Source organism: Sulfitobacter sp. L-8, assembly GCF_056859255.1.
Genome location: NZ_JBSXOD010000024.1, coordinates 25153 through 50360, shown reverse-complemented (window position 1 = coordinate 50360; position 25208 = coordinate 25153). Strand labels below are relative to the sequence as shown.

Annotated in this window: 24 protein-coding genes; 13 read left to right on the top strand and 11 right to left on the bottom strand. The window is 58.7% G+C overall.

Annotated features, from left to right (window positions below; all coding sequences use genetic code 11):
• The first annotated feature begins 310 nt into the window (after nucleotides 1-310).
• The 3 genes from AC13DE_RS01825 (at nucleotide 311) to AC13DE_RS01815 (ending at nucleotide 3301) form a co-directional block, all read left to right on the top strand.
• On the top strand, nucleotides 311-2413 hold the full coding sequence (locus AC13DE_RS01825) for an alpha/beta fold hydrolase (RefSeq protein WP_483046847.1): 2103 nt from the start codon (nucleotides 311-313) through the stop codon (nucleotides 2411-2413).
• Nucleotides 2414-2541: 128 nt separating this feature from the next.
• A complete protein-coding gene (locus AC13DE_RS01820) occupies nucleotides 2542-3063 on the top strand; it encodes a DUF1326 domain-containing protein (RefSeq protein ID WP_483046846.1) in 522 nt (173 codons plus the stop codon).
• Nucleotides 3053-3301, top strand: coding sequence for a DUF6552 family protein (locus AC13DE_RS01815; protein WP_483046845.1), 249 nt, complete (start codon nucleotides 3053-3055; stop codon nucleotides 3299-3301). The genes AC13DE_RS01820 and AC13DE_RS01815 overlap by 11 nt, the downstream gene beginning before the upstream one ends.
• Before the next feature lie 12 nt (nucleotides 3302-3313).
• Here the strand turns inward: AC13DE_RS01815 and AC13DE_RS01810 are convergent, their stop codons facing one another.
• On the bottom strand, nucleotides 3314-3841 hold the full coding sequence (locus AC13DE_RS01810) for a TetR/AcrR family transcriptional regulator (RefSeq protein WP_483046844.1): 528 nt from the start codon (nucleotides 3839-3841) through the stop codon (nucleotides 3314-3316).
• Between the two features lie 70 nt (nucleotides 3842-3911).
• Here AC13DE_RS01810 and AC13DE_RS01805 point away from each other — a divergent pair, with 70 nt between their 5' ends.
• A complete protein-coding gene (locus AC13DE_RS01805; protein ID WP_483046843.1) occupies nucleotides 3912-4880 on the top strand; it encodes an alcohol dehydrogenase catalytic domain-containing protein in 969 nt (322 codons plus the stop codon).
• Nucleotides 4858-4992, top strand: coding sequence for a hypothetical protein (locus AC13DE_RS01800; RefSeq protein ID WP_483046842.1), 135 nt, complete (start codon nucleotides 4858-4860; stop codon nucleotides 4990-4992). The genes AC13DE_RS01805 and AC13DE_RS01800 overlap by 23 nt, the downstream gene beginning before the upstream one ends.
• An 82-nt stretch (nucleotides 4993-5074) precedes the next feature.
• Here the strand turns inward: AC13DE_RS01800 and AC13DE_RS01795 are convergent, their stop codons facing one another.
• Nucleotides 5075-5671, bottom strand: a complete 597-nt coding sequence (locus tag AC13DE_RS01795; protein ID WP_483046841.1) for a TetR/AcrR family transcriptional regulator — start codon at nucleotides 5669-5671, stop codon at nucleotides 5075-5077.
• Between the two features lie 118 nt (nucleotides 5672-5789).
• Here AC13DE_RS01795 and AC13DE_RS01790 point away from each other — a divergent pair, with 118 nt between their 5' ends.
• The 3 genes from AC13DE_RS01790 to AC13DE_RS01780 all read left to right on the top strand — a co-directional run bounded on the left by AC13DE_RS01790 (nucleotide 5790) and on the right by AC13DE_RS01780 (nucleotide 8532).
• Entirely contained in the window at nucleotides 5790-6815 is a 1026-nt protein-coding gene (locus AC13DE_RS01790) for an aldo/keto reductase (protein ID WP_483046840.1), read from the top strand.
• A 68-nt stretch (nucleotides 6816-6883) separates the two neighbouring features.
• Nucleotides 6884-7837 carry an SDR family NAD(P)-dependent oxidoreductase gene (locus AC13DE_RS01785; protein WP_483046839.1) on the top strand — a complete coding sequence of 318 codons (954 nt, stop codon included), beginning with the start codon at nucleotides 6884-6886 and terminating at the stop codon, nucleotides 7835-7837.
• Nucleotides 7838-7908: 71 nt separating this feature from the next.
• Nucleotides 7909-8532 (top strand): hypothetical protein, encoded by a 624-nt coding sequence (locus tag AC13DE_RS01780; protein ID WP_483046838.1) that lies wholly within the window; start codon nucleotides 7909-7911, stop codon nucleotides 8530-8532.
• 1133 nt (nucleotides 8533-9665) lie between these two features.
• Here AC13DE_RS01780 and AC13DE_RS01775 read toward each other — a convergent pair.
• The gene (locus AC13DE_RS01775) at nucleotides 9666-10088 is read right to left on the bottom strand and encodes a hypothetical protein (protein ID WP_483046837.1); all 423 of its coding nucleotides are present in this window, start codon (nucleotides 10086-10088) and stop codon (nucleotides 9666-9668) included.
• Between the two features lie 204 nt (nucleotides 10089-10292).
• Complete coding sequence (locus tag AC13DE_RS01770; protein ID WP_483046836.1) at nucleotides 10293-10781, bottom strand: hypothetical protein; 489 nt, start codon at nucleotides 10779-10781, stop codon at nucleotides 10293-10295.
• A 149-nt stretch (nucleotides 10782-10930) separates the two neighbouring features.
• Between AC13DE_RS01770 and AC13DE_RS01765 the strand changes: the two genes are divergently transcribed.
• Together AC13DE_RS01765 and AC13DE_RS01760 are read left to right on the top strand one after the other, a co-directional pair.
• Complete coding sequence (locus AC13DE_RS01765) at nucleotides 10931-11140, top strand: hypothetical protein (protein WP_483046835.1); 210 nt, start codon at nucleotides 10931-10933, stop codon at nucleotides 11138-11140.
• Between the two features lie 18 nt (nucleotides 11141-11158).
• Entirely contained in the window at nucleotides 11159-11557 is a 399-nt protein-coding gene (locus tag AC13DE_RS01760; protein WP_483046834.1) for a hypothetical protein, read from the top strand.
• A gap of 189 nt (nucleotides 11558-11746) precedes the next feature.
• Here AC13DE_RS01760 and AC13DE_RS01755 read toward each other — a convergent pair whose 3' ends face one another.
• Complete coding sequence (locus AC13DE_RS01755) at nucleotides 11747-12217, bottom strand: DUF4411 family protein (RefSeq protein WP_483046833.1); 471 nt, start codon at nucleotides 12215-12217, stop codon at nucleotides 11747-11749.
• A gap of 107 nt (nucleotides 12218-12324) precedes the next feature.
• On the bottom strand, nucleotides 12325-13419 hold the full coding sequence (locus AC13DE_RS01750; RefSeq protein ID WP_483046832.1) for an XRE family transcriptional regulator: 1095 nt from the start codon (nucleotides 13417-13419) through the stop codon (nucleotides 12325-12327).
• 344 nt (nucleotides 13420-13763) lie between these two features.
• On the opposite strand from AC13DE_RS01750, the gene AC13DE_RS01745 reads away from it, so the two are divergent.
• Complete coding sequence (locus tag AC13DE_RS01745) at nucleotides 13764-14108, top strand: hypothetical protein (protein WP_483046831.1); 345 nt, start codon at nucleotides 13764-13766, stop codon at nucleotides 14106-14108.
• Between the two features lie 808 nt (nucleotides 14109-14916).
• Here the strand turns inward: AC13DE_RS01745 and AC13DE_RS01740 are convergent.
• Nucleotides 14917-17202, bottom strand: coding sequence for an adenosylcobalamin-dependent ribonucleoside-diphosphate reductase (locus tag AC13DE_RS01740; protein WP_483046830.1), 2286 nt, complete (start codon nucleotides 17200-17202; stop codon nucleotides 14917-14919).
• A 123-nt stretch (nucleotides 17203-17325) separates the two neighbouring features.
• Here AC13DE_RS01740 and AC13DE_RS01735 point away from each other — a divergent pair, with 123 nt between their 5' ends.
• The gene (locus AC13DE_RS01735) at nucleotides 17326-17757 is read left to right on the top strand and encodes a DUF1489 family protein (protein ID WP_446297460.1); all 432 of its coding nucleotides are present in this window, start codon (nucleotides 17326-17328) and stop codon (nucleotides 17755-17757) included.
• 147 nt (nucleotides 17758-17904) lie between these two features.
• Here the strand turns inward: AC13DE_RS01735 and hisG are convergent, their stop codons facing one another.
• From hisG to hisS, 3 genes are read right to left on the bottom strand one after another with little or no spacing between them, the layout of a single operon-like run.
• Nucleotides 17905-18594 carry an ATP phosphoribosyltransferase gene (gene hisG, locus AC13DE_RS01730; RefSeq protein ID WP_413842319.1) on the bottom strand — a complete coding sequence of 230 codons (690 nt, stop codon included), beginning with the start codon at nucleotides 18592-18594 and terminating at the stop codon, nucleotides 17905-17907.
• Complete coding sequence (locus AC13DE_RS01725; protein WP_483046829.1) at nucleotides 18584-19669, bottom strand: ATP phosphoribosyltransferase regulatory subunit; 1086 nt, start codon at nucleotides 19667-19669, stop codon at nucleotides 18584-18586. Before AC13DE_RS01725 ends, hisG begins: the two co-directional genes overlap by 11 nt.
• Entirely contained in the window at nucleotides 19669-21177 is a 1509-nt protein-coding gene (gene hisS, locus AC13DE_RS01720; protein ID WP_483046828.1) for a histidine--tRNA ligase, read from the bottom strand. Before hisS ends, AC13DE_RS01725 begins: the two co-directional genes overlap by 1 nt.
• Nucleotides 21178-21335: 158 nt before the next feature.
• Between hisS and AC13DE_RS01715 the strand changes: the two genes are divergently transcribed.
• Nucleotides 21336-21530 (top strand): SlyX family protein, encoded by a 195-nt coding sequence (locus AC13DE_RS01715; protein WP_483046827.1) that lies wholly within the window; start codon nucleotides 21336-21338, stop codon nucleotides 21528-21530.
• A gap of 45 nt (nucleotides 21531-21575) precedes the next feature.
• Here the strand turns inward: AC13DE_RS01715 and dnaE are convergent, their stop codons facing one another.
• Nucleotides 21576-25109, bottom strand: a complete 3534-nt coding sequence (dnaE, locus tag AC13DE_RS01710) for a DNA polymerase III subunit alpha (protein WP_483046826.1) — start codon at nucleotides 25107-25109, stop codon at nucleotides 21576-21578.
• Nucleotides 25110-25208 lie beyond the last annotated feature (99 nt).

Here is a 25208-nt window from a genome sequence, read left to right as displayed (position 1 = left end):
AGATCCCGCGATCAAAGCCCCGACCCGATGAAATAGGACCCCATATGGGACAAATGGCGCTCCTGGAATAGAAAAACGCCATGGGCGGAAAAACAGAGGTCCAAAACACGCAATCAAATGCGTTTCCACACAGCCTCGGCCGTTTGACGCCAAAGACATTGCCGCCCTTGTCGGCACAGCCTTCATCGGCGCGGAGGCGTATCTATTGCTGGGTTACGAGACCGAAGACATACCGGTTCGCCGCGCCCTGCGACGTATCGGGAAGATAATTGAGCACTACGAACAATCATTGGATATAAAGGATTGAGTCATGCGCGCCGCCATTCCCCGTATCGAAGGTTTCGTTGAGCGGAATGGCGTAAAAATTCAGTACGCTGTTTACGGCAGCGGGTCAAAGACACTGTTATTTCTTCCGGCATGGCCGATCGTTCACTCGCGCGTTTACAAGGCGCAAATCCCCTACTTCGCCGATCATTTTCGCGTCATCTCGTTCGACCCGCGAGGCAACGGTCTGTCAGACCGCCCGAACAATCCAGACGCTTACGCTCCGTTCGAATTTGTCTGCGATGCTCTGGCCGTTCTTGATGCGACCGGAACGCACAGGGCGATCATGATCGGCTTGTCGCTGGGCGGGCTTTATGCTGCCCTTCTCGCCGCGTATTGTCAGGACAGGGTTGAAGCTCTGATCGGCTGCGGCAGCGTGGTACCCTTTGTGGCCACGCACGCGCACAAAAATGGTGATGTCCTGAAAGCCAAGATCAGCGCACCGAAGGGATGGGACAAGTTCAACGCCGCCTACTGGAAGACAGACTACGCTGACTTTTGCGCCTTTTTCTTCAGCCGGGCCTTCTGCGAGCCGCATTCCACGAAACAAATCGAGGATGCGCTGGAGTATGCCGCGAGCGGCAGCGGCGAAACCCTTGCGATGATGGCCAGGGCACGCGAGAATGGACCTTACCCAGTAACAGAAGAAGCCTACACCGCTATTCACTGCCCATCCCTTTGGATTCACGGCGACGCAGATGAGGTGACGCCGCCTGCGATGTCGCACGCCGCAGCACGATTGACAGGGGGCGAACTGCAGATCTGGGCCAACGTCGGCCATCTGGCCAATGCACGTTATCCGGCACGCCTCGACGTGCAAGTTAAAGATTTTCTGGACCGCAAGTTAGATGTCGAAAAACCACGGCTCAAGACGCGCCGCAGGACCACCGCCAAACGCGCCCTCTACCTGTCCTCGCCTATCGGGCTCGGGCACGCTCGACGCGATCTTGCGGTGACCCGCGCATTGCGCGATCTTCAGCCGGACCTTGAGGTAAGCTGGCTGGCACAGGATCCAGTCACCCGATTTTTGGCGGCGAACAAGGAGATACTGCACCCGGCAAGCGCCAAGCTTGCCAATGAATCTGCACATATCGAAGCGGAATCCGGAGAGCATGACCTCAACGCCTTTCAAGCGATCCGCAATATGGACGAGATACTTATCAAAAACTTCATGGTTTTTCAGGAAGTCGTGGAGCAGACCAGCTATGATCTGGTGATCGCTGACGAGGCGTGGGATGTCGATCGCTTCTGGCATGAACATCCCGAACTGAAGAAAGCCCCGATCGCGTGGTTCACCGATTTCGTCGGCTGGGTGCCGATGCCCGAAAACGGGAAGCGAGAGGCCTATCTGACCACCGACTACAATGCAGAAATGATCAGCCATGTAGAAGACCATCCGCATGTCCGCGATAGGGCAATTTTCGTCGGAAACCCTGAAGATATCATTCCCCACAGCTTCGGCGAAGGCCTGCCGCTGATGCGCGACTGGGTACCGCAGCATTACGAATTCTCGGGCTATATCATCGGGGAGCATCCGTCGAATTTCGGCAGTCGCGCGGACCTGCGGGAACGGTTCGGTTATCACGAAGAAGAGAAAACTTGTATTGTTACCGTCGGCGGCTCTGGCGTCGGTGCCAGCCTGATTCGGCGGATACTTGCTGCCTACCCGCTTGCTAAAGAGGTCATACCCGAGCTGCGCATGATCCTCGTAACCGGCCCGCGGCTTGACCCTTCGGCGTTCAACCTGCCCCATGGGGTCGAGGCCCGCGCCTTTGTCCCCGATCTCGACCGCCACTTGGCTGCCTGCGATCTGGCGCTGGTACAGGGCGGGCTGACGACGACGATGGAGCTTGCAGCGGCGGGCACGCCGTGTCTCTATTTCCCGCTAAAGAACCATTTTGAACAAAACTTCCACGTGGCCCAACGGCTTGACCGCTACAACGCAGGTCGCCGAATGTTCTATGACCAATCAAGCCCCGAGCGCATAGCTCAGGCGATGGTCGAGGAATTGACCCACAAGAAAACAGTGTGGCCCGTGGAGGCACATGGTGCCCAGGCCGCCGCGCGGATGCTCGCCGAATTGATCTGAACCGAACGACCAAGAAGAGGACAATTTTTACTGCAATTTGAATGGGAGAAGACCAATGACACCCTGGGAGATACGCGGCGTTGAATTAACCAATTGTAACTGCGCCTACGGTTGCCCCTGTCAATTTAATGCCCCCACCAACATATGGGACATGCGAGGCAGCACTCAGCTTTCACGTCGACAACGGACACTACGGCGATATTACGCTCGACGGCCTGAACGCGGCTTTTGTAGTCAAATGGCCGGGCCCGATCCACAAAGGTGATGGGCACATGCAGATCGTGATCGACGAACGCGCCAGTCCCGAGCAGCGCAAGGCACTGGAAAAGATCGTACGTGGCGAAGACACCGACGACATGGCGACGATGTGGTGGGTCTTCTCAATGATGTCACCGAACAAAGAGCCGACGCTTTACAAGAAGTTTTCGTTCAAGGCCGACATCGAGGCCCGGACTGGCAAGGTTCATGTCGCGGACGTCTTTGACCTTGAAGCGGAGCCGATCCTCAACCCGGTTACCGGCAATCCGCATCGCGTACGGATCGATATGGTCGGCGGGTTCGGCTATAAGGTCGCAGAGATCGGCAGTGGTACGACAGAAACCCACGGAAGGATCGATCTGCCGAACAATTCGGGTACGCGTGGCGTCTGAGTTGGGCAGCCTTGCGGGCCGCGAAGGGACAGCCTTCGCCGTCAAGTGGGTCGCCTCCGTCACCGAGATTCTTGGCTATGCCGGCACTGCCTTCGGCTGGACGCCGTGGCACCTCTACCTCTTCGTGGTCGGGGTTCTCGGCTGGTTGATCGTCGGGGTGCTCTGGAACGACCGGGCGATCATGTTGATCCATTTTGTCGCTCTCGGCGCGATGTTTGCAGGAATGGCGCGAACCTGACGGAAGGCGAAGTCATGCCGCGCTGTTCATCCTCAGTCCGTGCCCCAGCCGCTTCGCGCTGGTCACAGCAGTATCGCGATGCAGCGACCAAGCCTGCGTGAGACCCTCCAGGATCAACAATAGGTCGATTTCGCGGCCGTCGAGCCCGGTGGCTGCGGCGGCGCGGCGGGCCACTTCTGCCTTGTGCCGCGCCAGCAGCGCGCGCAGCCCTTCGCTGCCAGGGTCTGCGGCGACTGCTCCGTGGAACAGGCAGCCGTGCGAGGTCTCGATCGCCATCCAAGCCCCGACTCGCTCGAATAACACGTCGAGCACCGCCTCCTGCGCCTTGGGAAGATCATTGAAGAGGTGCGAAAGATAGCGCCCATGGCGATGCTCCAGCGCTGCTAACACCATGTCCGCGCGCGAAGGCGTGTATTTGTATAGCGTGCGCAGGCTGACACCCGCTGCATCGCGCAGATCCTCAACACTGGGTTCTGCAAAGCCCCGGGCAGCAAAGGCCTGTTCCAACCCGGCAGCGATCTTGGTTTTGGTATCGGTCATGGTTGACGATGTAGAGTGATCCCTCTACCTACGCAAGTAGAGCAATCATTCTACCAGATGGAGAGACATAATGACCCTTCCCGATACGATGAAGGCGATGATTCTGACAGGCCATGGCGGTCTCGACAAACTGGAGTGGCGAGAGGACGTGCGCGTGCCGCGCCCCGCAGCGGGGGAGGTCCTGATCCGCGTGGGCGCCTCGGCGGTCAACAACACCGACGTGAACACCCGCACCGGCTGGTATTCGAAAGCGGTGCGCGGGGATACGAACTCCGCGGCGGCCACAAGTTATGAGGGTGCCTCGGACGCCGACGGCGCATGGTCTGGCGCGCTGAGTTTCCCGCGCATTCAGGGCGCTGATTGCTGCGGCGAGATTGCCGCGGTCGGCGACGGGGTCGATATTACGCGCATCGGCGAGCGGGTGCTGGTGCGCCCCATGCATCGCCCCGCCGGAGGGGACGCGGAGGCGCTCGTCACATTCGGCTCGGAACGCGATGGCGGCTTTGCCGAGTTCACCACTGTCGAGGCGGAACACGCACTCCGCATCGACAGCCCGCTTTCTGACGTGGAGCTGGCCTCCTTCCCCTGCGCCTTCTCGACTGCCGAAGGCATGATCCAGCGCGCGGAATTGGGTGCCGAGCGGGTGTTGATCACCGGTGCCTCGGGCGGCGTCGGCTCTGCGGCCGTGCAGCTCGCCAAGCGACGCGGCGCGCATGTCACCGCGATGACCAGCCCGGCCAAGGTCGCCGACCTGAAAGCGCTCGGTGCCAACGCCATTAACGGACGCGAGGACGCCGTGCCGAAAGACGCTTTCGACGTCGTTCTCGACCTCGTCGGCGGGCCACGCTGGCTAGCGCTGCTCGAGGCGCTGGCGGAGCGTGGTCGCTATGTCACGTCACGGGCCATTGCCGGTCCAATCGTGGAGCTGGACCTGCGCACGCTCTACCTCAAGGACCTGACACTGATCGGCAGCACTCGGCAGCACCCGGCAGGACCCGGAGGTCTTCACCGACCTTATGGGCTATATCGAACAGGGTGAGGTCCGACCGATTCTCCCAGAGACCTACGCGCTGCGCGACCTGCGCGCGGCGCAGGAAGCGTTTCTCAAGAAGTCCCACATGGGCAAGATCGGGATCGAAATTGCAGGCTAACGCCTCACGTAGTGAAGTTCCCAAGGCGGGGTGATGTCCGACCATGACATCGCCCTGCTTCGCCGGATTGACCCGGTGCCTCTCAGGCTTCCTCGCCGTAATACGCGAGGAACATGTCCACGCAATCGGCGATGACAGCCTCCGCGTCCAGATCGGCCTTTTTGCCCAGAAGGAACTCGGGCCACATCAGGAAATGCTTGATCATCGACAGCAGCTGGCCCGCTGCAAAGCCCGGCTCAGCCTGGCGCAGCGCGCCGGCCTGCATCGCCTCGCCGATCAGCGCCTGGATCGGGCCATCCTGCATCGCGGCCTTGGCGAAGAAGGCCTGCGCGAGCTCCTGGTCGCGCAGCAGCTCTGACATCACCAGCCGGTTGAGCCCCATATACTCTTCGCCCGAGAGGTGGTCGATGTAGTGCCGCGCAGCCGCGATTAGCTGTTCTCGCAGTGGGGCCTCGGCGTCGTAACGCAGCTTCGGCGTGGCGGCGATCTGCTCGAGCAGGATGTCGGTGATGGCCTGGAACAGCACTTCCTTGCTCTCGAAATGCTTGTAGAGCGTGCGCTTCGAGACCTCGGCCAATTCGGCGATTCTGTTGACCCGCGCCGCCGGAAACCCCTGTTCGCGGAACTCCTGGATTGCGGCGTCCAGAATATCTTTTCTTTTCTTTTCAGACAGTTTCATCGTTTATACCCCGTTCGGTCGGAAAAGTGTAAACACCGGGGTTTACCAAGTGTGCCCTCCCCTCTATGTAAACACCAGAGTTTACAAACGCAAGCGCCGCGGCGCAGAGGACATCACGATGAAATACAAGCAACTTGGACATTCCGGTCTCCATGTTTCCGAACTGACGCTGGCCACCATGACCTTCGACAATGAAGGCGGCAGCTATGCCGATCTGGTGGGGGCCACCGGTCAGGAACTGGCCACCCGCATGGTCGATCTGGCCATCGAGGCGGGCGTCAACATCTTCGACACCGCCAATGTCTACAGCTCGGGCGTCTCGGAAGAGATGCTGGGCGTGGCGCTGGGGTCGCGTCGTCAGGACAACCTTATCGCCACCAAGCTCTACAACACCATGACCACCGGCGCGAACGATCTGGGCACCAGCCGGCTGGCCATCATGCGCGAGGTCGAGGGCAGCCTGAAGCGGCTGGGCACCGATTACATCGACCTCTATCAGGTGCATAATTTCGACATCACCACGCCGCTGGAGGAGACGCTGCGCGCGCTCGACGACCTCGTGCGGCAGGGCAAGGTGCGCTACATCGGCCTGTCGAACTTTGCCGGCTGGCAGATTGCCAAGGCGGACGGCATGGCGCGGCTTCTGGGCACCGAGCGCTTTGTCTCGGCGCAGTCCTACTACAGCCTCGTCGGCCGCGAGCTTGAGCGCGAGATCATCCCCGCCGTCCGCGACCTCGGTCTCGGCACCTTTATCTGGAGCCCGCTGGCCAGCGGTTTCCTGAGCGGCAAATACACCCGCGAGGCCGAAGGCTCCGGCCGCCGCGCCGCCTTTGATTTCCCGCCAGTCGCCAAGGAGCAGGGGGGCGATATCATCGAGACGCTGGCGCAGATCGCCGAGGAAAAGGATGCCTCGGTCGCGCAGATCGCCCTGGCCTGGCTGCTGCACAGGCCCGGCGTCACCAGCGTGATCGTCGGTGCCCGCAAGGAAGCGCAGCTGGTCGACAACTTGAAAGCCGCAGACATCAGCTTGAACGACACAGAGATGGCGCGGCTCGACGAGGTCAGCGCGCTCAAGCCCGAATACCCCGGCTACCTGCCGGTCTGGCGGCGCGGTGACACGCTGTTCAGCCAGCTTCACGACTGACACAAAGACACGGTGCCCGGAACAGACCCGGGAGCCCCCTCCATAGACGCATACCAAGGATCAGACAGATGGCTGACACGACTTTCGGACACAAGGGCTGGACGCCCGAACGCCTCGGCACCCTCGCCGGCAAGACCTATGTGATCACCGGTGCCAATGCCGGCGCGGGCTTTCAGGCCGCGCGCATCCTGCTCGGCAAGGGCGCGGAAGTGTTGATGCTAAACCGCAGCGCCGAGAAATCCACCGCCGCCGTTAGCGAACTGAAGCAGGAATTCGGCGACGCCGCGCCCGTGCGCTTCATCCGCATGGACCTGGCCGAGCAGGCCTCGGTCCGCGCCGCCGCCGAGGAGGTGCTGAAAACCACACCGCGCATCGACGCACTGATCTGCAACGCCGCCATCGCCCAGGTGCCGACGCGCCAGCTCACCCCTGACGGGTTCGAGAGTCAGCTGGGCACCATCCACTACGGCCACTTCACGCTCTGCGGCATGCTCTTCGACCGGATCGCCGAGACCAAGGGCCGGATCGTCGTCGTCGCCAGCCTCGGCTACAACATGGGGCTGAAGACCATCCGCTTCGAGGACATGAACTGGCAGCAGGGCTATGGTGCCAACACCGCCTATTCGCAGAGCAAGCTGGCGCAGATGATGTTCGCCTACGAGCTTCAGGACAGGCTGGCGGCGGCTGGGCGGACCGATGTCGAGGTCTTCGTCTGCCACCCGGGCTCCTCCGCGACCTCGCTGATCTCGACCAGCGGCAGCCGGACCATGCGCGCCATCTGGTGGCTGATGACCAAGACGCCGATGGTCCAGACCGCCGAACAGGGCGCCTATCCCGAGGTGATGTGCGCCACCGAAGAGGCCCTGACCGAGCAGCGCGCGCTCTATGGCCCGACCGGAACCCGCGAGTTCGTCGGCCCTGTGGGCCGCGGCACGCTGAACGCGCATGCCTACGACAAACCGATCATGGCCCGGCTCTGGGAGCGATCGGAGGCGGACACTGGTTTCACTTGGCAACTGTAACTTGATGCCCGGGTCTGGGCCGAGACATCGAACCCACCCTGGCGTCATCCATTCAATCGAAAGGTAACCCCATGGACATCGTGAAAGCCGCTTCCGACTGGGCACGGTTCGAAATGCTCTCCACCGTTGCGTTCATGACCTTCGGACTGGCCTTCGGGCTGGCAGGTCTGGCCTTCCGGCAGCTTGCCACGACCGACCTGGCAAGGGCCTTCACGGTGCCGATGCTGGTGGCGGGCGGGCTGTTGCTGATCTTCGGCGTGGGCCTGTTCTTCCCAGCGCAGGCCCGGCTCGCCGCTGTCCCGGCGGCCTTCGGCGGGGACGCCGCCGGCTTTATCGCTTCCGAGATCATCCGCGCCGACAAGGTTCTGAACGACTACCGCATCGCGGTCTTCTGGGTCTTCCCGGCGCTCATCGCGCTCTGCGCACTGGCGGTCCCCTTCCTCGACGGGCCTTATTGGCGCGCGAGCCTGATCACCGCCATCGCCTTGTTCACGGTTCTTATCCTCATCGACAGCAACGCCAACGCCCGACTTCAGGATTACAGGCAGCAGCTGTCGATGGCAGAGGGATCGCTGCGAACGCCATGCCGCTTGAGCGTATGTTGCCCGAAACCGACGGACCATTCGGATCGGTTGGCGGCACGTCGATTTCTCTTGGCGGGGGTGGAGCAGTCTATCGCGAGATCGCAGGTTTGAAGAATTGTTCCGCGGTCAAAATTGAACTCGTGATAACCGAGAATTTTCGACGATTGAGCCGTCTTTCTTCCAAGAGACATCTACTTGTAGGTCGACGCGGACCCTGGACCCTCTAATCAGATTCAACGACGAGATAACCGAGCCTGAGGATATGTGAATAGCAGAAAGACATGAGGGAGTTACCTCCGGCGTCGATAGTCAATGCCTGAGGTCACGTGAGCGATGCGGGCATGAGAACGATAAAGCTGCCTTCAGCTTAGATGGCATCACAGGGCAAAATATCGCACGATACCGGCGAGTGGACACGATTTGCTTGCCGAATAGACATCTGAACGGTTCGACTGGTCAAGTTTTGATGGTCGCTTCAAATGTGCCACCAAGCAAAGTTTCCACGTCGGCCCCCTTTTGATCCGTTGAAAATAAGGGGTTTTGGGCACTTACCGAAAGCCTCGGCGGCCGACTTCCACATCTTACGACTTATTGAATGCAGTGTGGCTAACGCTAAAAAAAATGGCCGCCCCAAGGGACGGTCATTTCAGGTATTTGTCTAGACGAAGGTCCTTGTTAAGCGACCTCACTCATTCGGACGGCACGAAGCTACGCCGGAAGATCCTCCAGCCGATAAAGGTCCACGCCAAACTCTTTGGCCGACATGCAGAGGGAACTCGATATCGCCTCAGAACGCGTTCGACAAATTTGCGGGGAACCTCGAGGTAGTTGGCAATGTCACTTGATTTGACATACCGCTCCCTGGACCGCTTAAAGTCGTCAAGATTTACGCGATGGATGACATGCCGACCTATTTGAGGTTGGATTGTGACAGAAGGCAGATCCGCGTATCCTTCCTCCCCCTCGCTGATCAGAGCCCAGACTGTTTCCGTACCCACACGGAGGAACGCACCCTTATTGTGCCGCAAGAGGCCTTTCTGGACCAAATGGGCGAGCTTGCCGTCATCAAAGCTCTCGGCAACGCCGGTGTGGTCTGTGCGCGCAAGGATGTATCCCCAGTCGTGGCGCGCCTGAGGTCGATAGGAGACACCCTGCACAACGACTTCATCATGCATTTCAAACACGTATTTAGGAATCTGCGGGTAGGCTGGATATCGAGCAGCAGTTCTCCTCCGAAATTTTCACTAACAGTTCGACGAAGGCTGCGCTCGCTCATTTTCCTCAAAGGCTTGGTCGAGTTTCCCGCCTTTGACACTGAGACGTCGAATTTCGCGAACAATGACCCAGCGCGGAGGCATCACCAAATATTTCATGTTATATTCGTCGCGGAAGTCGTTTGCCTCAGCAAATGCAACTATGATGATATCACATAGATCTTGCTGCGAAGGCTCTGCGAAACGCTGGATTGCGGATACCATTCTTTCGATCAGATCGCGTTCATCTCGGCCAATCTTGCGCCTCCTCGGCTCTGGGCGACATTCTAGGCACGCCAGCTCCGATAGATTTGGATATTCTGAATTGGCCCATTCCCTTTCGTTTTTTGTATCGCTTGCATCAGGCAAGCGGGTGCATTCGCCGAAAGCGGCGTTAAAAGCATGGTTCAACATGGTTTTCCCTTGTCGTTGGTGTGTCTAATCGAGCAACATGCTGCGACAGGGCGTCTATTTAGACGTCAAGAAGGGTTCTGCCGAATCAGGGATTCCCGCAAAACTGAATTTTTCCTATAACTCCCTGAACTGTATTATTTTTTCCGGGAAACCGAACGGAAAACCAGGCGATTCACTTTCGTTGTGGGGCCATCTGGCTCAGCGCTATGCGGCTACTCGACGAACAAAGGATTGAGCTGTGATTCTTTCCAGCTTCGTGAGTTTCAGCTCCCCCCGCCGCAGAAGACGTCCGACCGCACGGAATCGACGCGCCGCCATGCCGACGTCCTTCACGATCTCACCAACCACACGGCCCCCTTGAACCCCTCGCATGGCGCGCCGCGCGGCAGCGTCTGCCTCAAGATCAAGTTCCTTAATGCTGTCGAGAAACGATGTGTTGTGGAGCTCGACAGGGTTGATGTTGCGCTCAGTCAATACGATGACGCGGTCAGCGAACTCAGGCTTCATTGCCGCTTCCACAGAATCTCTGAGCGCGCAAAACTTCGGGCATGTCAGTTTTTTGCTTGGCTTCACCATCACGGCTACTCGCGACCCATCGACGAGGGTGACCCGGAAATCGAAGAAATGCTTCTTCCACTTGCCGCTCTCGGAAGGCCGCCAATCGAAGCGGACCTGGCACTCCAAGTCTGCCACTTAGGGCCGCATCGATAAGATCAACGCGAGGTTCATCTCGAGGTGGCTTTCAACTTCCAATATCTGGCCCGGTGACACCCCGGGTTGATCACTGCACTTTGCGGCGAGTGAATGGCCCTGGAACCGATGACAACGAGGCTCTCAAGTTCTTGACTTGGCAGTTCCGACAATGCCCTCGCATCGTCGGAAACTGGCTCATTGATTGCATCGAAGAGCTTGGGCGACGGCATCCATTCATCGAGCATCAGGCCAGCTGGGTTTTGGTCTATCAGGGTCTTGGGCGCATCGTTGGTGATGAAGAGGACGAAGAAAGAGCCATGCAATTGCTTTTGTCTTCTTCTGTCGAGGACTGGACATGAAACCGACAAAGCGCTGCCATGGCTTTCATGCTCTCACGCTCGGACACTGCCCCGTCGTATTTGAACAGAACGGACGTCGAAAGGTTGGCACGAAGAGCAATCGCCGACTTTGGACGAAATATTGGTGGGGAATACACCATGTTCCACTACGCACCATTCTTGCTCGCCGGACTTATTAGATGGCACCGTGTGAACCCCATGGCCTTGGTGATTGGCGCTGATGCTTTGGCGGACGACCTATTGAACATAATTGAACGGACCGAGAAGGACCTGAATGAACGTCGAAGAGCGAGCGCGAATTTTCAAAGACGACGCTCCAAATTTTTGCCTATCCTTCAAGACCTGAAATCCGAGTTGGCAGGAGAGGGCTCGAATCCGGATGTGCTGTTGGACATCTACGGTGCGAGCGGAGGATGAGCTAAGCGAAAGGTGAAAATTTTGAAATGGCTGGCCCAGCGATATTACCGGCTCTGCATGCGATAGATCCCAAAGCTGGGCACCCATTAAATCAATATTCTTTTCGCGCGTTCTCCCGCAAAGAAGGGCGGTAAGCCGCTTTCGCTGCGATCTGAACAGAGGTCCATTACGCGGATTTTTTTGGTCCACTCAACCTACGACCCATTTCTCCGCCTGAATAAGTTGAAGCAAATTCATTGTATTGGGCATGCCCATTCCGGCACACACGTCCGGAATGTTTGGTCGCTTCGGATTGCTCGTGGGCCTCTCGTCGGTGACGATCTGTAATCTGTCTACACGCGCCAATGCGATAACGAAAGGGTCGGCGGAAGTGCGTAGCTTCCGCTCGCCGACGAGTCTTGGGTAGGCTGCGAGCACGTTTGCTGCCTCAACCTGAATATCATTCTCCAGCTCTCGAAACATCGTGTCGCGTTGCTTGAGCCAGCCATGCAGCTCGTCAGATCGTTTAGAGGTTTCGTGCAGCACCTCAGAGGGGGCGACAAGCCGGTCGCCGGCAATGAGACTGTCAAACCTTTCCCAGATGCGTGGCAAGTTTTCCGGGGGGTAGCGTTCTTGCCACGCAGCGATGAGCGCGCTGGGGTCAATACAGTATATGAGCATCAATTATCATTTCCCGGCTGGAAAGCAGCCTGTTCCAGCGGAGGAATGTGTTTGAGCTTTGCGCCGAGGTAGCCCGCAACATCGTTTAATGTAATGCGCTGACCATATTAACTTCGCAGCACGAGCCGGGTGCAACCACGCCCGTTCCAGTTCATCAGCATCACAGGCCGCTTGATTGGAACCCGCTTCTTGTCTTTTTTCCGCTCCAAGGCCGCTTGCCGGTATTCTTCTTGATACCTCGCGCGTTCGCCCATGTAGAACGCCCAAGTCGCGCGCTTAATGCCGACGAACCGCAGAAGCAAAGCTTCCCGGCTCACGCCGAGTTGCCGAGCAATAGGATACAGCTCCTCATCGCTCCACTGACGAGGCCCGACGTAGGCAATGTCGCTGAAGTTCATTAGTAGGTCGCGCTGCATGAGAGTCGCTGCAGCAACTGCATCACAGAACCGCTCTATTCGTTGCTCATCGGCCGTGAGGGAAAGATCTTCGCCTGCTCCGTTTGAGATGGCGCTTTCGCCAAGTAAAATGTGGCAGAACTCGTGGAGTAGCGTAAAGGCTTTACCACCTTGGCTGTAGTCCTTGCCATTGATAACGATGGTGGGAAGCTCGGGCTTTGCAATAGCAAAACCCCGCATCTCGCTCAGAGCTACGCTTCGATGCGGACCGCTGACGACGAACACCAGAACGCCATGCTCTTCAAGCCGTTTGCGCCAGAAATCAAACGCCTGCTTCGCCGATTTCTGTTGCGAGTCTTGGTCTACATTGAGCAAGGAGCGGATTGCTTGACCTACTGCCTCTGGGTCATCTTCGACCGCTACGTTAAGAGGGAGGTCGTGGCGCGGCTCACCCAGGTCTTGGATCAACTCAAATGCCAATTCACGGCGCTCGTAAGCGGCGCGGATATGAGAGGCGAGATGGGGCGAGAGGGTCTTTTCAGGCTCGTCAGGCAGACGTCGGAAATCACGTAGCGGGGCAAAATCCAGCGGTGGCTCGGGCAGATAGAACACCGCCAGCGGAAACTTGTATTTTTCTGCGAGGCTCCTGAGCTGGCCAATCGTCGGCTTGTCATCCCCGGATTCCCAGCCTTGAAGCCGCTCGACTGTCACCGCGGCGGCCTTCGCAGCCTCCTCAGGCGAAACCTTGGCGCGGTCGCGCGCCCACAACAGCAAGTCGTGCTTCACTTGGGCCGTTATGATGGCCATGCCCTTGCTCTCGCCTCCGTTAGACCCTGACCTAATGACAATTCCAAAGACTTAGCACAATTGTTGTCATGCTCTGGGACGGTAACGTTCAGCCTTGTTATGTAATGTTTTGGATTTTGCGCAGGTGCCGCGAGGGTTCGCGGGGGTCTACGCTCAAGCCTACTCAGGGAACTCAACAATCCTGTGGTTCGGTAGCTGAGGCGCATTTCTGGCTAAATACAGAAAATCTGTTCCAAATATTTCGCCTTAGGCAAAACGGCCAATCTTCTTATTGTAGCGCCGATGTAAGGCGCGGGGAACTTGACGCTGACCGTTTTGGGTCGGCACCCGCAAGGAGACTTCTTATGCCCCGTGAATTCTGTTTCACGCCTCCCCACACCGCCTTCATCCTCGCCAACGCTGCGGAGATTTGCTCGTCGGCTTCGCTCTTGGGCGGACCAGTCGCCGAAGCGCGCGTCCATCGTCTCATCGACGATGTGAGCCTTGCATCACCGCTCAGCAGCCGGATGGAACGAGAGCTTGATGCTCTGGAAGACCTGCTTGGCCTGGAGAACGTCCATGATATGGACAGCGTAGAAGCGGAGCACTTCGCACGCATCGATCCTTGCGATCCTGTCGTCGAGGAAATCTGTCTGCTTCTCGACGGCTTGCGGCAAGCCCGAGCGCAATCGGCGGATATGGCCACCTGAGCCAATCTGGCGCATGCACGCGCCAGATTGAGGTGTCGGCTTGTTGTCGGCACCAGACAAGGCAAGGAATATGTAGCTCATTTCCACGGCAAACGTAACGAGGATGGTGAACCAAGGGGGCAGACCCGATTGGATGGCAGCGTCGGCTTCGAGACGCGGTTTTCGATGTCCGCGATGATCTGCTCCGCTCGAAGCGCTTCGCCCTGGCTCATTCTTCCGATGCGTCTCCGGAAAAGCCCCTGACACCATCAGGCTTGGAGGAGACCAGAGTGGGATCGTCGCGACCTCGATCCTTGGTTCGAGGGTTGGTAAGGGCCCCATGCTTTGCCATGCGGAAAAAGGTGACCCTATACCATAGGCGGCACCGAACCCGGACGACGGGTCGAAATTTGGCTTTAATGCCTCGACGAGTTCCGCTGCCGGGCGTGGCGCTCCATCGATCTGCTTACGGCGCAAGCGGTGCTCGCAACTCGTCATGTGGTTGCCGCCGCGGAACCATCGGCGTCGTCATCACCTCACTGCGAGACTTAGACGCCGTTTTTTCGAGATAGCCCATGGGCCTGCTAAAGCTGGCACCGAAACCGGAAAGGGCCGCGGATAATCCGCGGCCCTTTTTCGTGTTACTCGGGCTCGGAAGAGGTGACTTGTTCTGATCATGGTCCCGGCCTACATCTGTAAGGTGATGCGGTGCCAGCTCTCCCGGTTTACGCCCTGATCGCCAATGTGCGCCGATAACTTGTACAATGTGCGCGAAATTTCCCGAAAAGTGCAAACTTTGCTTGGCGGCACACAAATATCAAAACCCACGTTAGCCACTGCACTTGCTGTATCCGCAACTGCCGCACGTCATGCATCCTTCGATCATGCGCAAATCGAATTGCCCACAACTGCTGCACGCCTTGCCGCGCGGTGCGTCAATGCCCACGACCTTGGCCTGAGGGTCTGATTTCAACCCCATTCCTTCACCCGCGATGAATCCTGTGGCAATCATGTGTTGTTCGATGACACCTCCAATTGCCGCCAGCATCGATGGAATATATTTGCCTCCCATCCATGCCCCGCCCCGGGGATCAAAGACGGCCTTCAACTCTTCCACAACAAAGGACACGTCGCCGCCGCGCCGGAATACGGCTGAAATCATCCGGGTCAACGCTACCGTCCAGGCGAAGTGTTCCATGTTCTTGGAGTTAATAAACACTTCGAACGGGCGGCGATGGCCACTTATGACCACGTCATTGACGGTAATGTACAGCGCGTGTTCACTGTCAGGCCACTTGATCTTGTAGGTTGATCCCTCCAGCTCTTGCGGGCGATCAAGCGGGTCCGACATATAGACCACTTCCCCGCCCTCCTGAACAAGCGGTTGAGCCGCTGTTTCACCCGGAGCGCTGTCCGTCGCCTCGGATACCGACAGAACCGAACCGGTGACATCGTTGGGTCGGTACGTTGTACAGCCTTTGCACCCTTGATCCCAAGCGGCCATGTATACATCCTTGAACGAGTCAAAACTGATGTCTTCCGGACAGTTGATGGTTTTGGAAATGCTGGAATCCACCCATTTTTGTGCAGCCGCCTGCATCTTCACATGGTCAAGCGGGGCTAGGGTCTGGGCATTCACGAAATAATCCGGCAACGGAGCATCGCCTTTCAGGTCACGCCACAGTTGCACCGCATAGTCCACGACCTCCTCTTCGGTCCTGCTTCCATCCTTCTGCAGCACCTTTCGCGTATAGGCATAGGCAAAGACCGGTTCGATCCCGGAGCTCACGTTACCTGCATAAAGACTTATCGTGCCAGTAGGCGCGATCGAGGTCAGCAAGGCATTGCGGATACCATTGTCCGCGATCGCAGCGCGTACATCCTCATCCATCTGTTGCATCGTACCGGACGCCAGATAGCCATCAGCGTCAAAAAGCGGAAAAGCGCCCTTCTCCTTGGCCAGTTCCACCGAAGCCAGATATGCCGCGCGTGCAATAGCCTTGAGCCAACTTTCGGTCTGCGCCGCAGCTTCGTCTGATCCGTATTTCAACCCAACCATTAACAACGCATCAGCAAGACCGGTGACGCCCAGGCCAATGCGACGTTTCGCCTTGGCCTCAGCCTGTTGCGCTTCCAGCGGGAATTTCGACACGTCTACGACGTTATCCATCATGCGCACCGCAGTGGCGACCAGATGGTTCAACGCGTCGACGTCCAGATGGGCAGCTGCATCGAACGGATCGGCGACCAGACGGGCCATGTTGATTGATCCCAGCAAACAGGCCCCATAGGGTGGCAGGGGCTGCTCTCCGCACGGGTTGGTCGCGGCAATGGTCTCGCAATAGCTCAGGTTGTTGGCAGCATTGATACGATCAATGAAAATAACACCGGGTTCCGCAAATTCATAGGTCGCCTTCATGATGCGGTTCCATAGATCGCGCGCCTGCACCGTACGGTACACCTTACCGCCGAACTGCAAATCCCAAGCACTGTCAGATTTCACGGCATCCATGAAAGGGTCAGTGATCAGGACGGACATATTGAACATGCGCAACCGAGCCGGATCAGACTTCGCGGCAATAAAGTCTTCAACGTCAGGATGGTCACAGCGCATCGTCGCCATCATCGCACCGCGTCGAGATCCCGCAGACATAATCGTGCGACACATGGCGTCCCATACGTCCATGAAGCTCAGCGGCCCGGACGCATCTGCGGATACCCCCAGCACGTCCGCTCCTCGGGGCCGGATTGTCGAGAAATCATACCCGATCCCGCCGCCCTGCTGCATGGTCAACGCGGCCTCTTTGAGCATATCAAAGATCCCGCCCATACTGTCAGGTACCGTGCCCATGACAAAACAGTTGAACAAAGTCACGCGACGAGCCGTACCCGCCCCGGCAGTGATACGACCCGCGGGCAGAAACTTGAAATCTTCCAAGGCTTCGAAAAAGGTTTGCTCCCAAGCCTCGGGGGCTTTTTCCACCTGCGCAAGATCGCGCGCGATCCGCCGCCAACTATCCTCGACAGTCATATCGCGCGGCGTGCCGTCCGCATCTTTAAAGCGATACTTCATATCCCATATCTGTTCGGCAATGGGGGCAGCAAATCGTGACATATTCGATTCCTTGGAGGCTTTGCGGGAAGGTCTCAACCTTAACTCAAAATCAAAGACAAGCACAACAGCTTGAAGCAACTCAGAGATCGACTACCTTATATCGTGCCGAACCGGAGGGATTCTGTGGATAAGTTTATAAATATCATAAAGTTGTCAGTGGGTACTGAAACTGTGGATGATCTGGCCGAATGGCAGAAGAACAAACGGAGCCAAACCTCAGACGGCCTGCCGCGCCACATCACGCGAATGTGGCCCAAGCGCACGGCGGAAATCCTTAATGGCGGGTCGATCTATTGGGTAATCAAAGGCGTAATCCAGTGCCGCCAAAGAATAGTCCGCCTCGATGAAACTTCGGGTCAGGACGGTATTCGCCGCTGTGCCATTGTTCTTGACCCCGGGATGATCCGCGTCCAAGGCAGCTTGAAACGTGCCTTCCAAGGCTGGCGCTACCTCGCTCCCGTGGATGCCCCACGAGATCTGCCGGAAAATCGTGACCACGAAGACCCCTTGCCCGTTGACCTGACCAGAGCCCTTGCGGAAATCGGCGTGCTATAGCCACTGGTTTGACATCCGAGGGTTCGGGATTTGAGTTTATTTTGCAAAATGAAATTGACGACGGGCAGAACCCTCTTTTCATTTTGCCTTTAAACTCCCGCCGGAGGCACCCTTGGAGAAAGATCGCGCGTCAGCGCGGCCTTTTGGTCATGTCAGCCGCTCCAGAAGTGACGTCAGGGTCTCGCGTTGTTTATCATCCAGCTCAGCGGTGCGGCTACGCCACAAGGTAGCCTGGGATTTCAGGATCAACCCGTCTGACAAAATCTTGAGGTGATTGGCGCGCAGGGTTTCTCCGCTCGACGTGATATCGGCAATAGCTTCCGCTGTCTCGTTTTTAACCGTGCCTTCAGTCGCACCCTGGCTGTCGATCAGCGCGTAATCGGCGACACCGGCCACCCGGAGATAGTCTCGTACTAGGCGGTGATACTTGGTGGCAATCCGCAGACGAAAGCCATGGTGCGCCCGAAATGCTGCGGCGGCTGCGTCCAGATCGCCCAGTGTATCTACGTCCACCCAAGCCTGAGGGACCGCGATGATAAGATCGGCTTGCCCGAAGGCCAGTTCCTCGACGGGCGCGACCAACTGGTCCCACCTTGCGAGCTTTTCCTGGATGAGGTCCGTGCCGGTGACGCCAAGATGGATACGGCCGGAGGCCAGTTCGCGCGGGATCTCGCCCGCAGACAACAATATGAGCGAAACGCCGTCGATGCCATCGACGGTGCCGGCATATTCACGCTCGGATCCGGTGCGCTGCAAAGAAACACCGCGCGCACCGAACCAATCAAACGTCTTCTCCATTAGCCTGCCTTTGGATGGCACCCCTAATTTAATGGTCATTCGCACCCTCCAGTTCCAGCATGAGACCAGGGCGCATCACACCGCCCACTGCGGGAATCTCGCCCCCCTCGCCCAGCCTTTTGGTCAAGGCGTCATATCGACCGCCACTGGCTATCATTGGCCAATCGGGACGCGCATCCGCGCGGAACCCGAAAACGAAACCATCGTAATATTCCATGGATACCCGACCAAAGCTTGCTTCGAACATCAGATTTTCGGTATCGACACCGCGTTCGGTCAACGCTTTTTCCCGCAATGCCAGCCGATCGACAGCGTCGGAAATCGCCGGAAGGTCCACCGCGATGTCACGCAGTTGACTTATCGCGTTGTGCATGGTTTCGCGAATATCCAGCAAAGCCTGGATCAATTCGACCTGCCCCGCCCCAAGCGGCGCACAAGCGGCATCTTCGCGGAGCGCCTGGATACGTGATTGAATTTCGGCGGCGCTGCGTAAGCCGATCAGCGGCGCATCAATCTTCCCGTCACCCGCCAGCAGCGCAGAACGAGCGGCAGGGACAGGCGTTTTGCCGCTATACCGGTCCAGCAACGCCCGAAATCGGCGGGGTCGCCAGATATGCCGCATCAGAGCGGACTTGCGAGGCACAGAGGTATCCAGCCCTTTGACCGCAGCCATCAAGATGCCTATGTCGCCTGTAACAGCTGCCACTGGCAGCCCGCTCAGTCCTTGCGAAATTGACGCGAACACCTCTGCATCCGCCGCGGCAGGGTCGGCGTCGTCAAACACTTCGTATCCGACCTGTATGTATTCATTTGCGCGGGTCGGGTCTTTTTCCTGACGGCGGAACACCTCTCCGGCATAGGTATATCGCGCAGGTTTTGCACCATGCGTCATGTGCATTTGTACGACTGGAACCGTATAGTCTGGGCGCAGCATCTGTTCGCCACGCAGCGCATCCGACGTCACATACGCCCGGGCACGAATATCTTCGCCATACAAATCCAGCAGGGTTTCTGCGGGCTGCAAGATCGGCGGGTCGACGACCATCGCGCCTCGCGCCTCAAACAGCGCGCGCAGGGCGCTGGCCTTGGCAAGTATTTCCGAACGTGTGGCCATCAGCGGTTCAACTCCAGTATCTCGCGCACTTTAGAGACAAGATCCCCACGCGCCACTTCGTACTGGCTGGGGCGGTCTTTCCATTCCTCCAGCGTGGCGCTTTCAGCGATTTTCGCGCCAAGGATCAGGTCCTTGATCTGGATCATATCCTTGTCGAATTCATCCCCGCCCGCGATCACCGCCACCGGGCTGGCGCGACGGTCTGCGTATTTCAGCTGGTTGCCAAAGTTCTTGGGGTTGCCCAGATAAACCTCGGCCCGGATGCCTGCCTGACGCAGTTCGGCAACCATCGCCTGATAGTCGGACATGCGCGCCTTATCCATGACGGTCACCACAACGGGCCCTTCGGCCTGCGCCGACATCCGGCCCTTGGCCTGTAGCGCGGCAAGCAGCCGGTCGACGCCGATAGAGACACCCGTTGCAGGGACTTCCTGACCGGTGAAGCGCTTGACCAGATCGTCGTAACGCCCACCCCCTGCGACAGAGCCAAAGTTGCGTGGCCGGCCTTTTTCGTCCTGGATCTCGAAGGTCAGTTCCGCCTCGAACACCGGACCGGTGTAATAGCCAAGACCCCGCACGACAGAGGGGTCGATCTCCACGCGGTCAGCGCCGTAGCCGCCGACCGCCATTAGATCGGCGATGGTTTCCAACTCGTCCACGCCCTGCGCGCCTGTCTCGGAACCGGCGACCAGTTCACGCAGCCGCGCGACGGTTTCCGCACCGCTGTCGCGTTTGGCTTGCATAAAGCCCATGACCACATCGGCCTGAGCATCGCTGAGCCCTGCCCCATCGGTAAAGTCGCCGCTGTCATCCTTGCGGCCCGCGCCCAGCAATGCGCGTACGCCGTCCAGCCCCAGCCGGTCGAGCTTGTCAATCGCACGCAGCACGATGCCGCGCTCGTGGGCGAAATTTTCGGGGTTGGCGGGGTCGAGCACGCCTGCGACCTCCATCACACCGTTAAGCACCTTGCGGTTGTTCACCCGCACGATGTAGTCGCCGCGGTCGATCCCGACTTCTTCCAGACAATCGGCCAGCATCGCGCAGATCTCTGCATCGGCCGCGACCGACGGTGCGCCGACCGTATCGGCATCGCATTGATAGAACTGGCGGAAGCGGCCTGGCCCCGGCTTTTCGTTGCGCCAGACCGGCCCCATCGCATAGCGCCGATAGGGCGTGGGCAGATCATTGCGGTGTTGAGCATAGACGCGTGCCAGCGGTGCGGTCAGGTCATAGCGCAGGGCCAGCCAGTCGCCGGGCTTGTCCGCCTCTGCATCCTCTTGCCACGCGAATACGCCCTCGTTGGGGCGATCCACATCGGGAAGGAACTTGCCCAAAGCCTGCACCGTCTCGACCCCGGAGCTTTCCAGCGCGTCAAAGCCATAGCGATGATAGACCTGCGCAATCTTATGCAGCATCTCGGCGCGCTGTGTTACTTCTGCACCGAAATAGTCACGAAACCCCTTTGGCGTTTCGGCCTTGGGGCGGGGGGTCTTTTTTGGCTTGGCCATTGGATCACATCCTGTGGGCTGAATATCGCGCTTCGCGTCTAGCCCAACCCCCCGCCAAGGGCAAGCGACGCGGCCCCGCTGCGGGACGCATCCCCCCTTATCGAACGCCATACAACCTGTTAGGAGGACGGCAAACGCGCAAGCTGCAAGGTGCCCTCATGGATAAGCTCGAAGAACAAATGGCCCATCTGATCCGTACGGTGGATGACCTGTCCGATGTCGTCGCCCGTCAGGAGACAGAGATCGCGACCCTGACACGGCGGGTTCATATGCTGATGCAGCGCGAGGGCGAACGCGAGGCAGCGGGCGCCGACGGGGTTGTCATCGGTAACGAACGCCCGCCGCACTATTGATCGGATGCCTGGTCCAGGAAGCTGCCGCCGCCCCATTGGGACGCGTCAGATTTCCTCTACCTCCATCACGCCGGTCAGGGACCGGATCGCGCCCTTGATCTTGGGGGTGACAGGGTATTCGACGCAGAGATCGACCTCCACCTCGCCGGGCAGGGTCGGGTCCATCAGGCACAGTTGCACCGGCCCCTTGCCCGCGCTGCGTGCAGCGGATCGGGCACCGGCCAGCACATCGGCGACCGCCTGAATAGCCCCCGCATCATCCACAAAGATCCGCAGCCCCATATTGCCCGCATCCTCGACCACCGTGTCGATCGGCACCACCGACCGGCCCAGCAGTTTCAACTGATCGCTTTCCATCGTCGCCTCGACCATGACCACGACCTTAGACCCTGTTTCAAGGTGGTCGCGCGCCAGTTCCAGCGTGTCCGAAAACAGCGTCACCTCGTAAGCGCCCGTCGGGTCCGACAACTGCGCAAAAGCAAAGCGGTTGCCGCGCGCCGATTTACGTTCCTGCCGACCGGCGACGATCCCTGCCAAACGGGCGTTCATCGCCCCTTTGACCGAGACTTTCTCGGTCAGCTCGCCCAGCGTCAGGAACGGCACACCGCCCGTAGCGGATTTGCGTTTCATCGGCCCCATGTAATCGTCCAGCGGGTGGCCCGACAGATAGAAGCCTACGGCCTTGAACTCTTCGGTCAGGCGCTCGGCGGCCTCCCAATCGTCGCAAGGCACAATGCGCGGCTCTGGCAAGTCATCCCCCGCCTCGCCAAACAGCGACACCTGATTAGAGGCTTTCTGTTCGTGGATCGCGGCGGAATAGCTGACCAACCCGTCCAGCGATTGCCAGACGCGGCGGCGGTTGTTGTCCAGCTGGTCGAACGCACCGGACCGGGCCAGCATTTCCAGCGGACGTTTTCCCACCCGTTTCAGATCAACCCGCCGCGCCAGATCAAAAAGCGTGGCAAAGGGCTTGTCCACACCGTCAACCTTGCGGCCTTCGGTGATCAGCTTCATCGCCTCCACCCCGACGTTTTTCAGCGCGCCCAAGGCATAGACCAACGCGCCCTCGACCACCTTGAACGTCGCATCACTGCGGTTCACGCAAGGCGGCACCCAGGGCAGTTCCAGCCGTTTGCGGACCTCTTCGAAATAGACCGCCAGCTTGTCGGTCAGATGGATATCGCAGTTCATCACGCCGGCCATGAATTCGACCGGATGGTTCGCCTTGAGCCATGCGGTCTGATAGCTGACCACCGCATAGGCGGCGGCGTGGGATTTGTTGAAACCATAGTTGGCGAATTTTTCCAGAAGGTCGAAAACCTCAGACGCCTTTTTCTTGTCGACCCCGTTGGCCATCGCGCCTTTTTCGAACTTGGGGCGTTCCTTGGCCATTTCCTCGGCGATCTTTTTACCCATCGCACGGCGCAGCAGGTCAGCGCCGCCGAGGCTGTAGCCCGCCATGACCTGCGCGATCTGCATAACCTGTTCCTGGTAGACGATGATGCCCTGTGTTTCCTCCAGGATATGGTCAATCGACGGATGCACGGATTCCCGTTCGCGCTGGCCGTTCTTGACCTCGCAATAGACCGGAATATTCTCCATCGGGCCGGGCCGGTACAGCGCGACCAAGGCGACGATGTCTTCGATACAGGTCGGCTTCATCCGCTTGAGCGCATCCATCATGCCGCTGGATTCCACCTGGAACACCGCCACCGTCTTGGCGCTGGCATAAAGTTTGTAAGATGCCTCGTCGTCCAGCGGGATGGTGGCGATATCGTCGATCAGCCCCTCGGGCGGCTCGAACAGCTCTGTCCCGTCGGCGGCCACATGCAGGTGACGGCCCGAGGATTTGATCTGGTCTACCGCGTTCTGGATGACGGTCAGGGTCTTGAGCCCCAGAAAGTCGAACTTGACCAGGCCGGCCTGTTCGACCCATTTCATGTTGAACTGGGTCGCGGGCATATCGGACCGCGGGTCTTGATAAAGCGGCACCAGCGCGTCCAGCGGCCTATCGCCGATCACCACCCCCGCCGCGTGGGTCGATGCGTTGCGCAACAGCCCCTCGACCTGCTGGCCATAGTTCAATAACCGCGCGACGACTTCCTCGTTCTTGGCCTCCTCGCGCAGGCGCGGCTCATCAGCCAGCGCTTTTTCGATGCTAACAGGTTTCACGCCCTCGACAGGGATCATCTTGGATAGACGATCCACCTGCCCGTAGGGCATCTGCAATACCCGTCCGATGTCACGCACCGCCGCCTTGGACAAAAGCGCCCCAAAGGTGATGATCTGCCCCACCTTGTCGCGCCCGTATTTGCGCTGCACATATTGGATCACCTCTTCCCTGCGATCCATGCAAAAGTCGATGTCAAAGTCGGGCATCGATACCCGTTCGGGGTTCAGGAACCGTTCAAACAGCAGTTGATAGCGCAGCGGGTCCAGATCGGTAATCGTCAGCGCATAGGCCACCAGCGATCCCGCTCCCGACCCGCGCCCCGGCCCGACGGGTATGTTCTGATCCTTTGCCCATTTGATGAAATCCGCAACGATCAAGAAATAGCCGGGAAACCCCATGCCTTCGATGATACCCAGTTCGAAATCCAGGCGCTTTTCATATTCGTCTACAGAGGTCGCGTGGGGGATCACCTTGAGCCGGTTTTTCAGCCCCTCATGCGCCTGCCGCTTCAGCTCTTCAATCTCGTCATCCGCGAACTTCGGCAGAATAGGGGCACGGCGATAGGCCATGAATGCGCAGCGCCTTGCAATCTCGACGGTGTTGTCGATCGCTTCGGGAAGGTCGGCGAACAGCGCCAGCATTTCGGTTTGAGACTTGAAATAATGCTGATCCGTCAAGCGGCGACGATCCTGCTGCTGGTCCACATAGGCCCCTTCGGAAATGCATATCAAAGCGTCATGCGCCTCGTACATCGTCGATTTGGGGAAATAGACGTCGTTGGTTGCCACCAGCGGCAACGCCATATCATACGCCATTTCAACAAACCCGCGTTCGGTCAAACGTTCCGCCTCGGGCAGGCCACTCTCGCCGGGATGGCGTTGCAGCTCGATATACAGACGGTCGCCAAAGGCGCTGTGCAGACGTTTCACCAACTCTTCCGCGGCAGTCCTTTGACCAGCCTGCAACAAATGCCCCACCGGGCCATTGGCCCCTCCTGACAGGCAAATCAAGCCACCACTCAATGTCTCGAGCTCGGCCAACGTGACCTGAGGCAGCTCCCCGCCCTTGTCGATATAAAGGCAGGAATTCAGTTTCATCAGGTTTTCATACCCGGCCTCTGATTGAGCCAGCAAAACCACCGGTGCGGGCGCGCGGGGCTTTTCCCCGGGCTGAAGCTCCACATAGGCCAGATCCACCTGACACCCGATGATCGGCTGCACGCCAGCATCAGACATCGCAACAGAAAATTCCAGTGCTGCAAACATGTTGTTGGTATCGGTCAGCGCCAGTGCCGGCATATCCGCGGCCTTGCACAGGTCGGGCAGCTTTTTCAGCCGCAACGCGCCTTCCAACAACGAATATTCCGAATGCGAGCGCAGGTGAATGAATCGGGGTGCTTGTGCCATTGGTCAAGCTTACCCAAGCGCGCTCCCCGCCACCAGACCCGACGTTGCAGCCGATCAGGTTTTCCGCCAAACGGCCGGCTGCTGGTGCTGAGCCCCCAT

Bases quoted from the DNA above. Each gene is read 5' to 3' on its own strand.
- AC13DE_RS01775 (WP_483046837.1), bottom strand. From the start codon at position 10,088: ATGTTGAACCATGCTTTTAACGCCGCTTTCGGCGAATGCACCCGCTTG.
- AC13DE_RS01715 (WP_483046827.1), top strand. From the start codon at position 21,336: ATGGATAAGCTCGAAGAACAAATGGCCCATCTGATCCGTACGGTGGAT.
- AC13DE_RS01740 (WP_483046830.1), bottom strand. From the start codon at position 17,202: ATGTCACGATTTGCTGCCCCCATTGCCGAACAGATATGGGATATGAAG.
- AC13DE_RS01780 (WP_483046838.1), top strand. From the start codon at position 7,909: ATGGACATCGTGAAAGCCGCTTCCGACTGGGCACGGTTCGAAATGCTC.
- dnaE (WP_483046826.1), bottom strand. From the start codon at position 25,109: ATGGCACAAGCACCCCGATTCATTCACCTGCGCTCGCATTCGGAATAT.
- AC13DE_RS01800 (WP_483046842.1), top strand. From the start codon at position 4,858: ATGGGCTATATCGAACAGGGTGAGGTCCGACCGATTCTCCCAGAGACC.
- hisS (WP_483046828.1), bottom strand. From the start codon at position 21,177: ATGGCCAAGCCAAAAAAGACCCCCCGCCCCAAGGCCGAAACGCCAAAG.
- AC13DE_RS01755 (WP_483046833.1), bottom strand. From the start codon at position 12,217: ATGCTCATATACTGTATTGACCCCAGCGCGCTCATCGCTGCGTGGCAA.
- AC13DE_RS01785 (WP_483046839.1), top strand. From the start codon at position 6,884: ATGGCTGACACGACTTTCGGACACAAGGGCTGGACGCCCGAACGCCTC.
- AC13DE_RS01820 (WP_483046846.1), top strand. From the start codon at position 2,542: ATGCCCCCACCAACATATGGGACATGCGAGGCAGCACTCAGCTTTCAC.
- hisG (WP_413842319.1), bottom strand. From the start codon at position 18,594: ATGACCATTAAATTAGGGGTGCCATCCAAAGGCAGGCTAATGGAGAAG.
- AC13DE_RS01745 (WP_483046831.1), top strand. From the start codon at position 13,764: ATGCCCCGTGAATTCTGTTTCACGCCTCCCCACACCGCCTTCATCCTC.
- AC13DE_RS01750 (WP_483046832.1), bottom strand. From the start codon at position 13,419: ATGGCCATCATAACGGCCCAAGTGAAGCACGACTTGCTGTTGTGGGCG.
- AC13DE_RS01795 (WP_483046841.1), bottom strand. From the start codon at position 5,671: ATGAAACTGTCTGAAAAGAAAAGAAAAGATATTCTGGACGCCGCAATC.
- AC13DE_RS01810 (WP_483046844.1), bottom strand. From the start codon at position 3,841: ATGACCGATACCAAAACCAAGATCGCTGCCGGGTTGGAACAGGCCTTT.
- AC13DE_RS01725 (WP_483046829.1), bottom strand. From the start codon at position 19,669: ATGGCCACACGTTCGGAAATACTTGCCAAGGCCAGCGCCCTGCGCGCG.
- AC13DE_RS01790 (WP_483046840.1), top strand. From the start codon at position 5,790: ATGAAATACAAGCAACTTGGACATTCCGGTCTCCATGTTTCCGAACTG.
- AC13DE_RS01805 (WP_483046843.1), top strand. From the start codon at position 3,912: ATGACCCTTCCCGATACGATGAAGGCGATGATTCTGACAGGCCATGGC.
- AC13DE_RS01760 (WP_483046834.1), top strand. From the start codon at position 11,159: ATGGCTTTCATGCTCTCACGCTCGGACACTGCCCCGTCGTATTTGAAC.
- AC13DE_RS01825 (WP_483046847.1), top strand. From the start codon at position 311: ATGCGCGCCGCCATTCCCCGTATCGAAGGTTTCGTTGAGCGGAATGGC.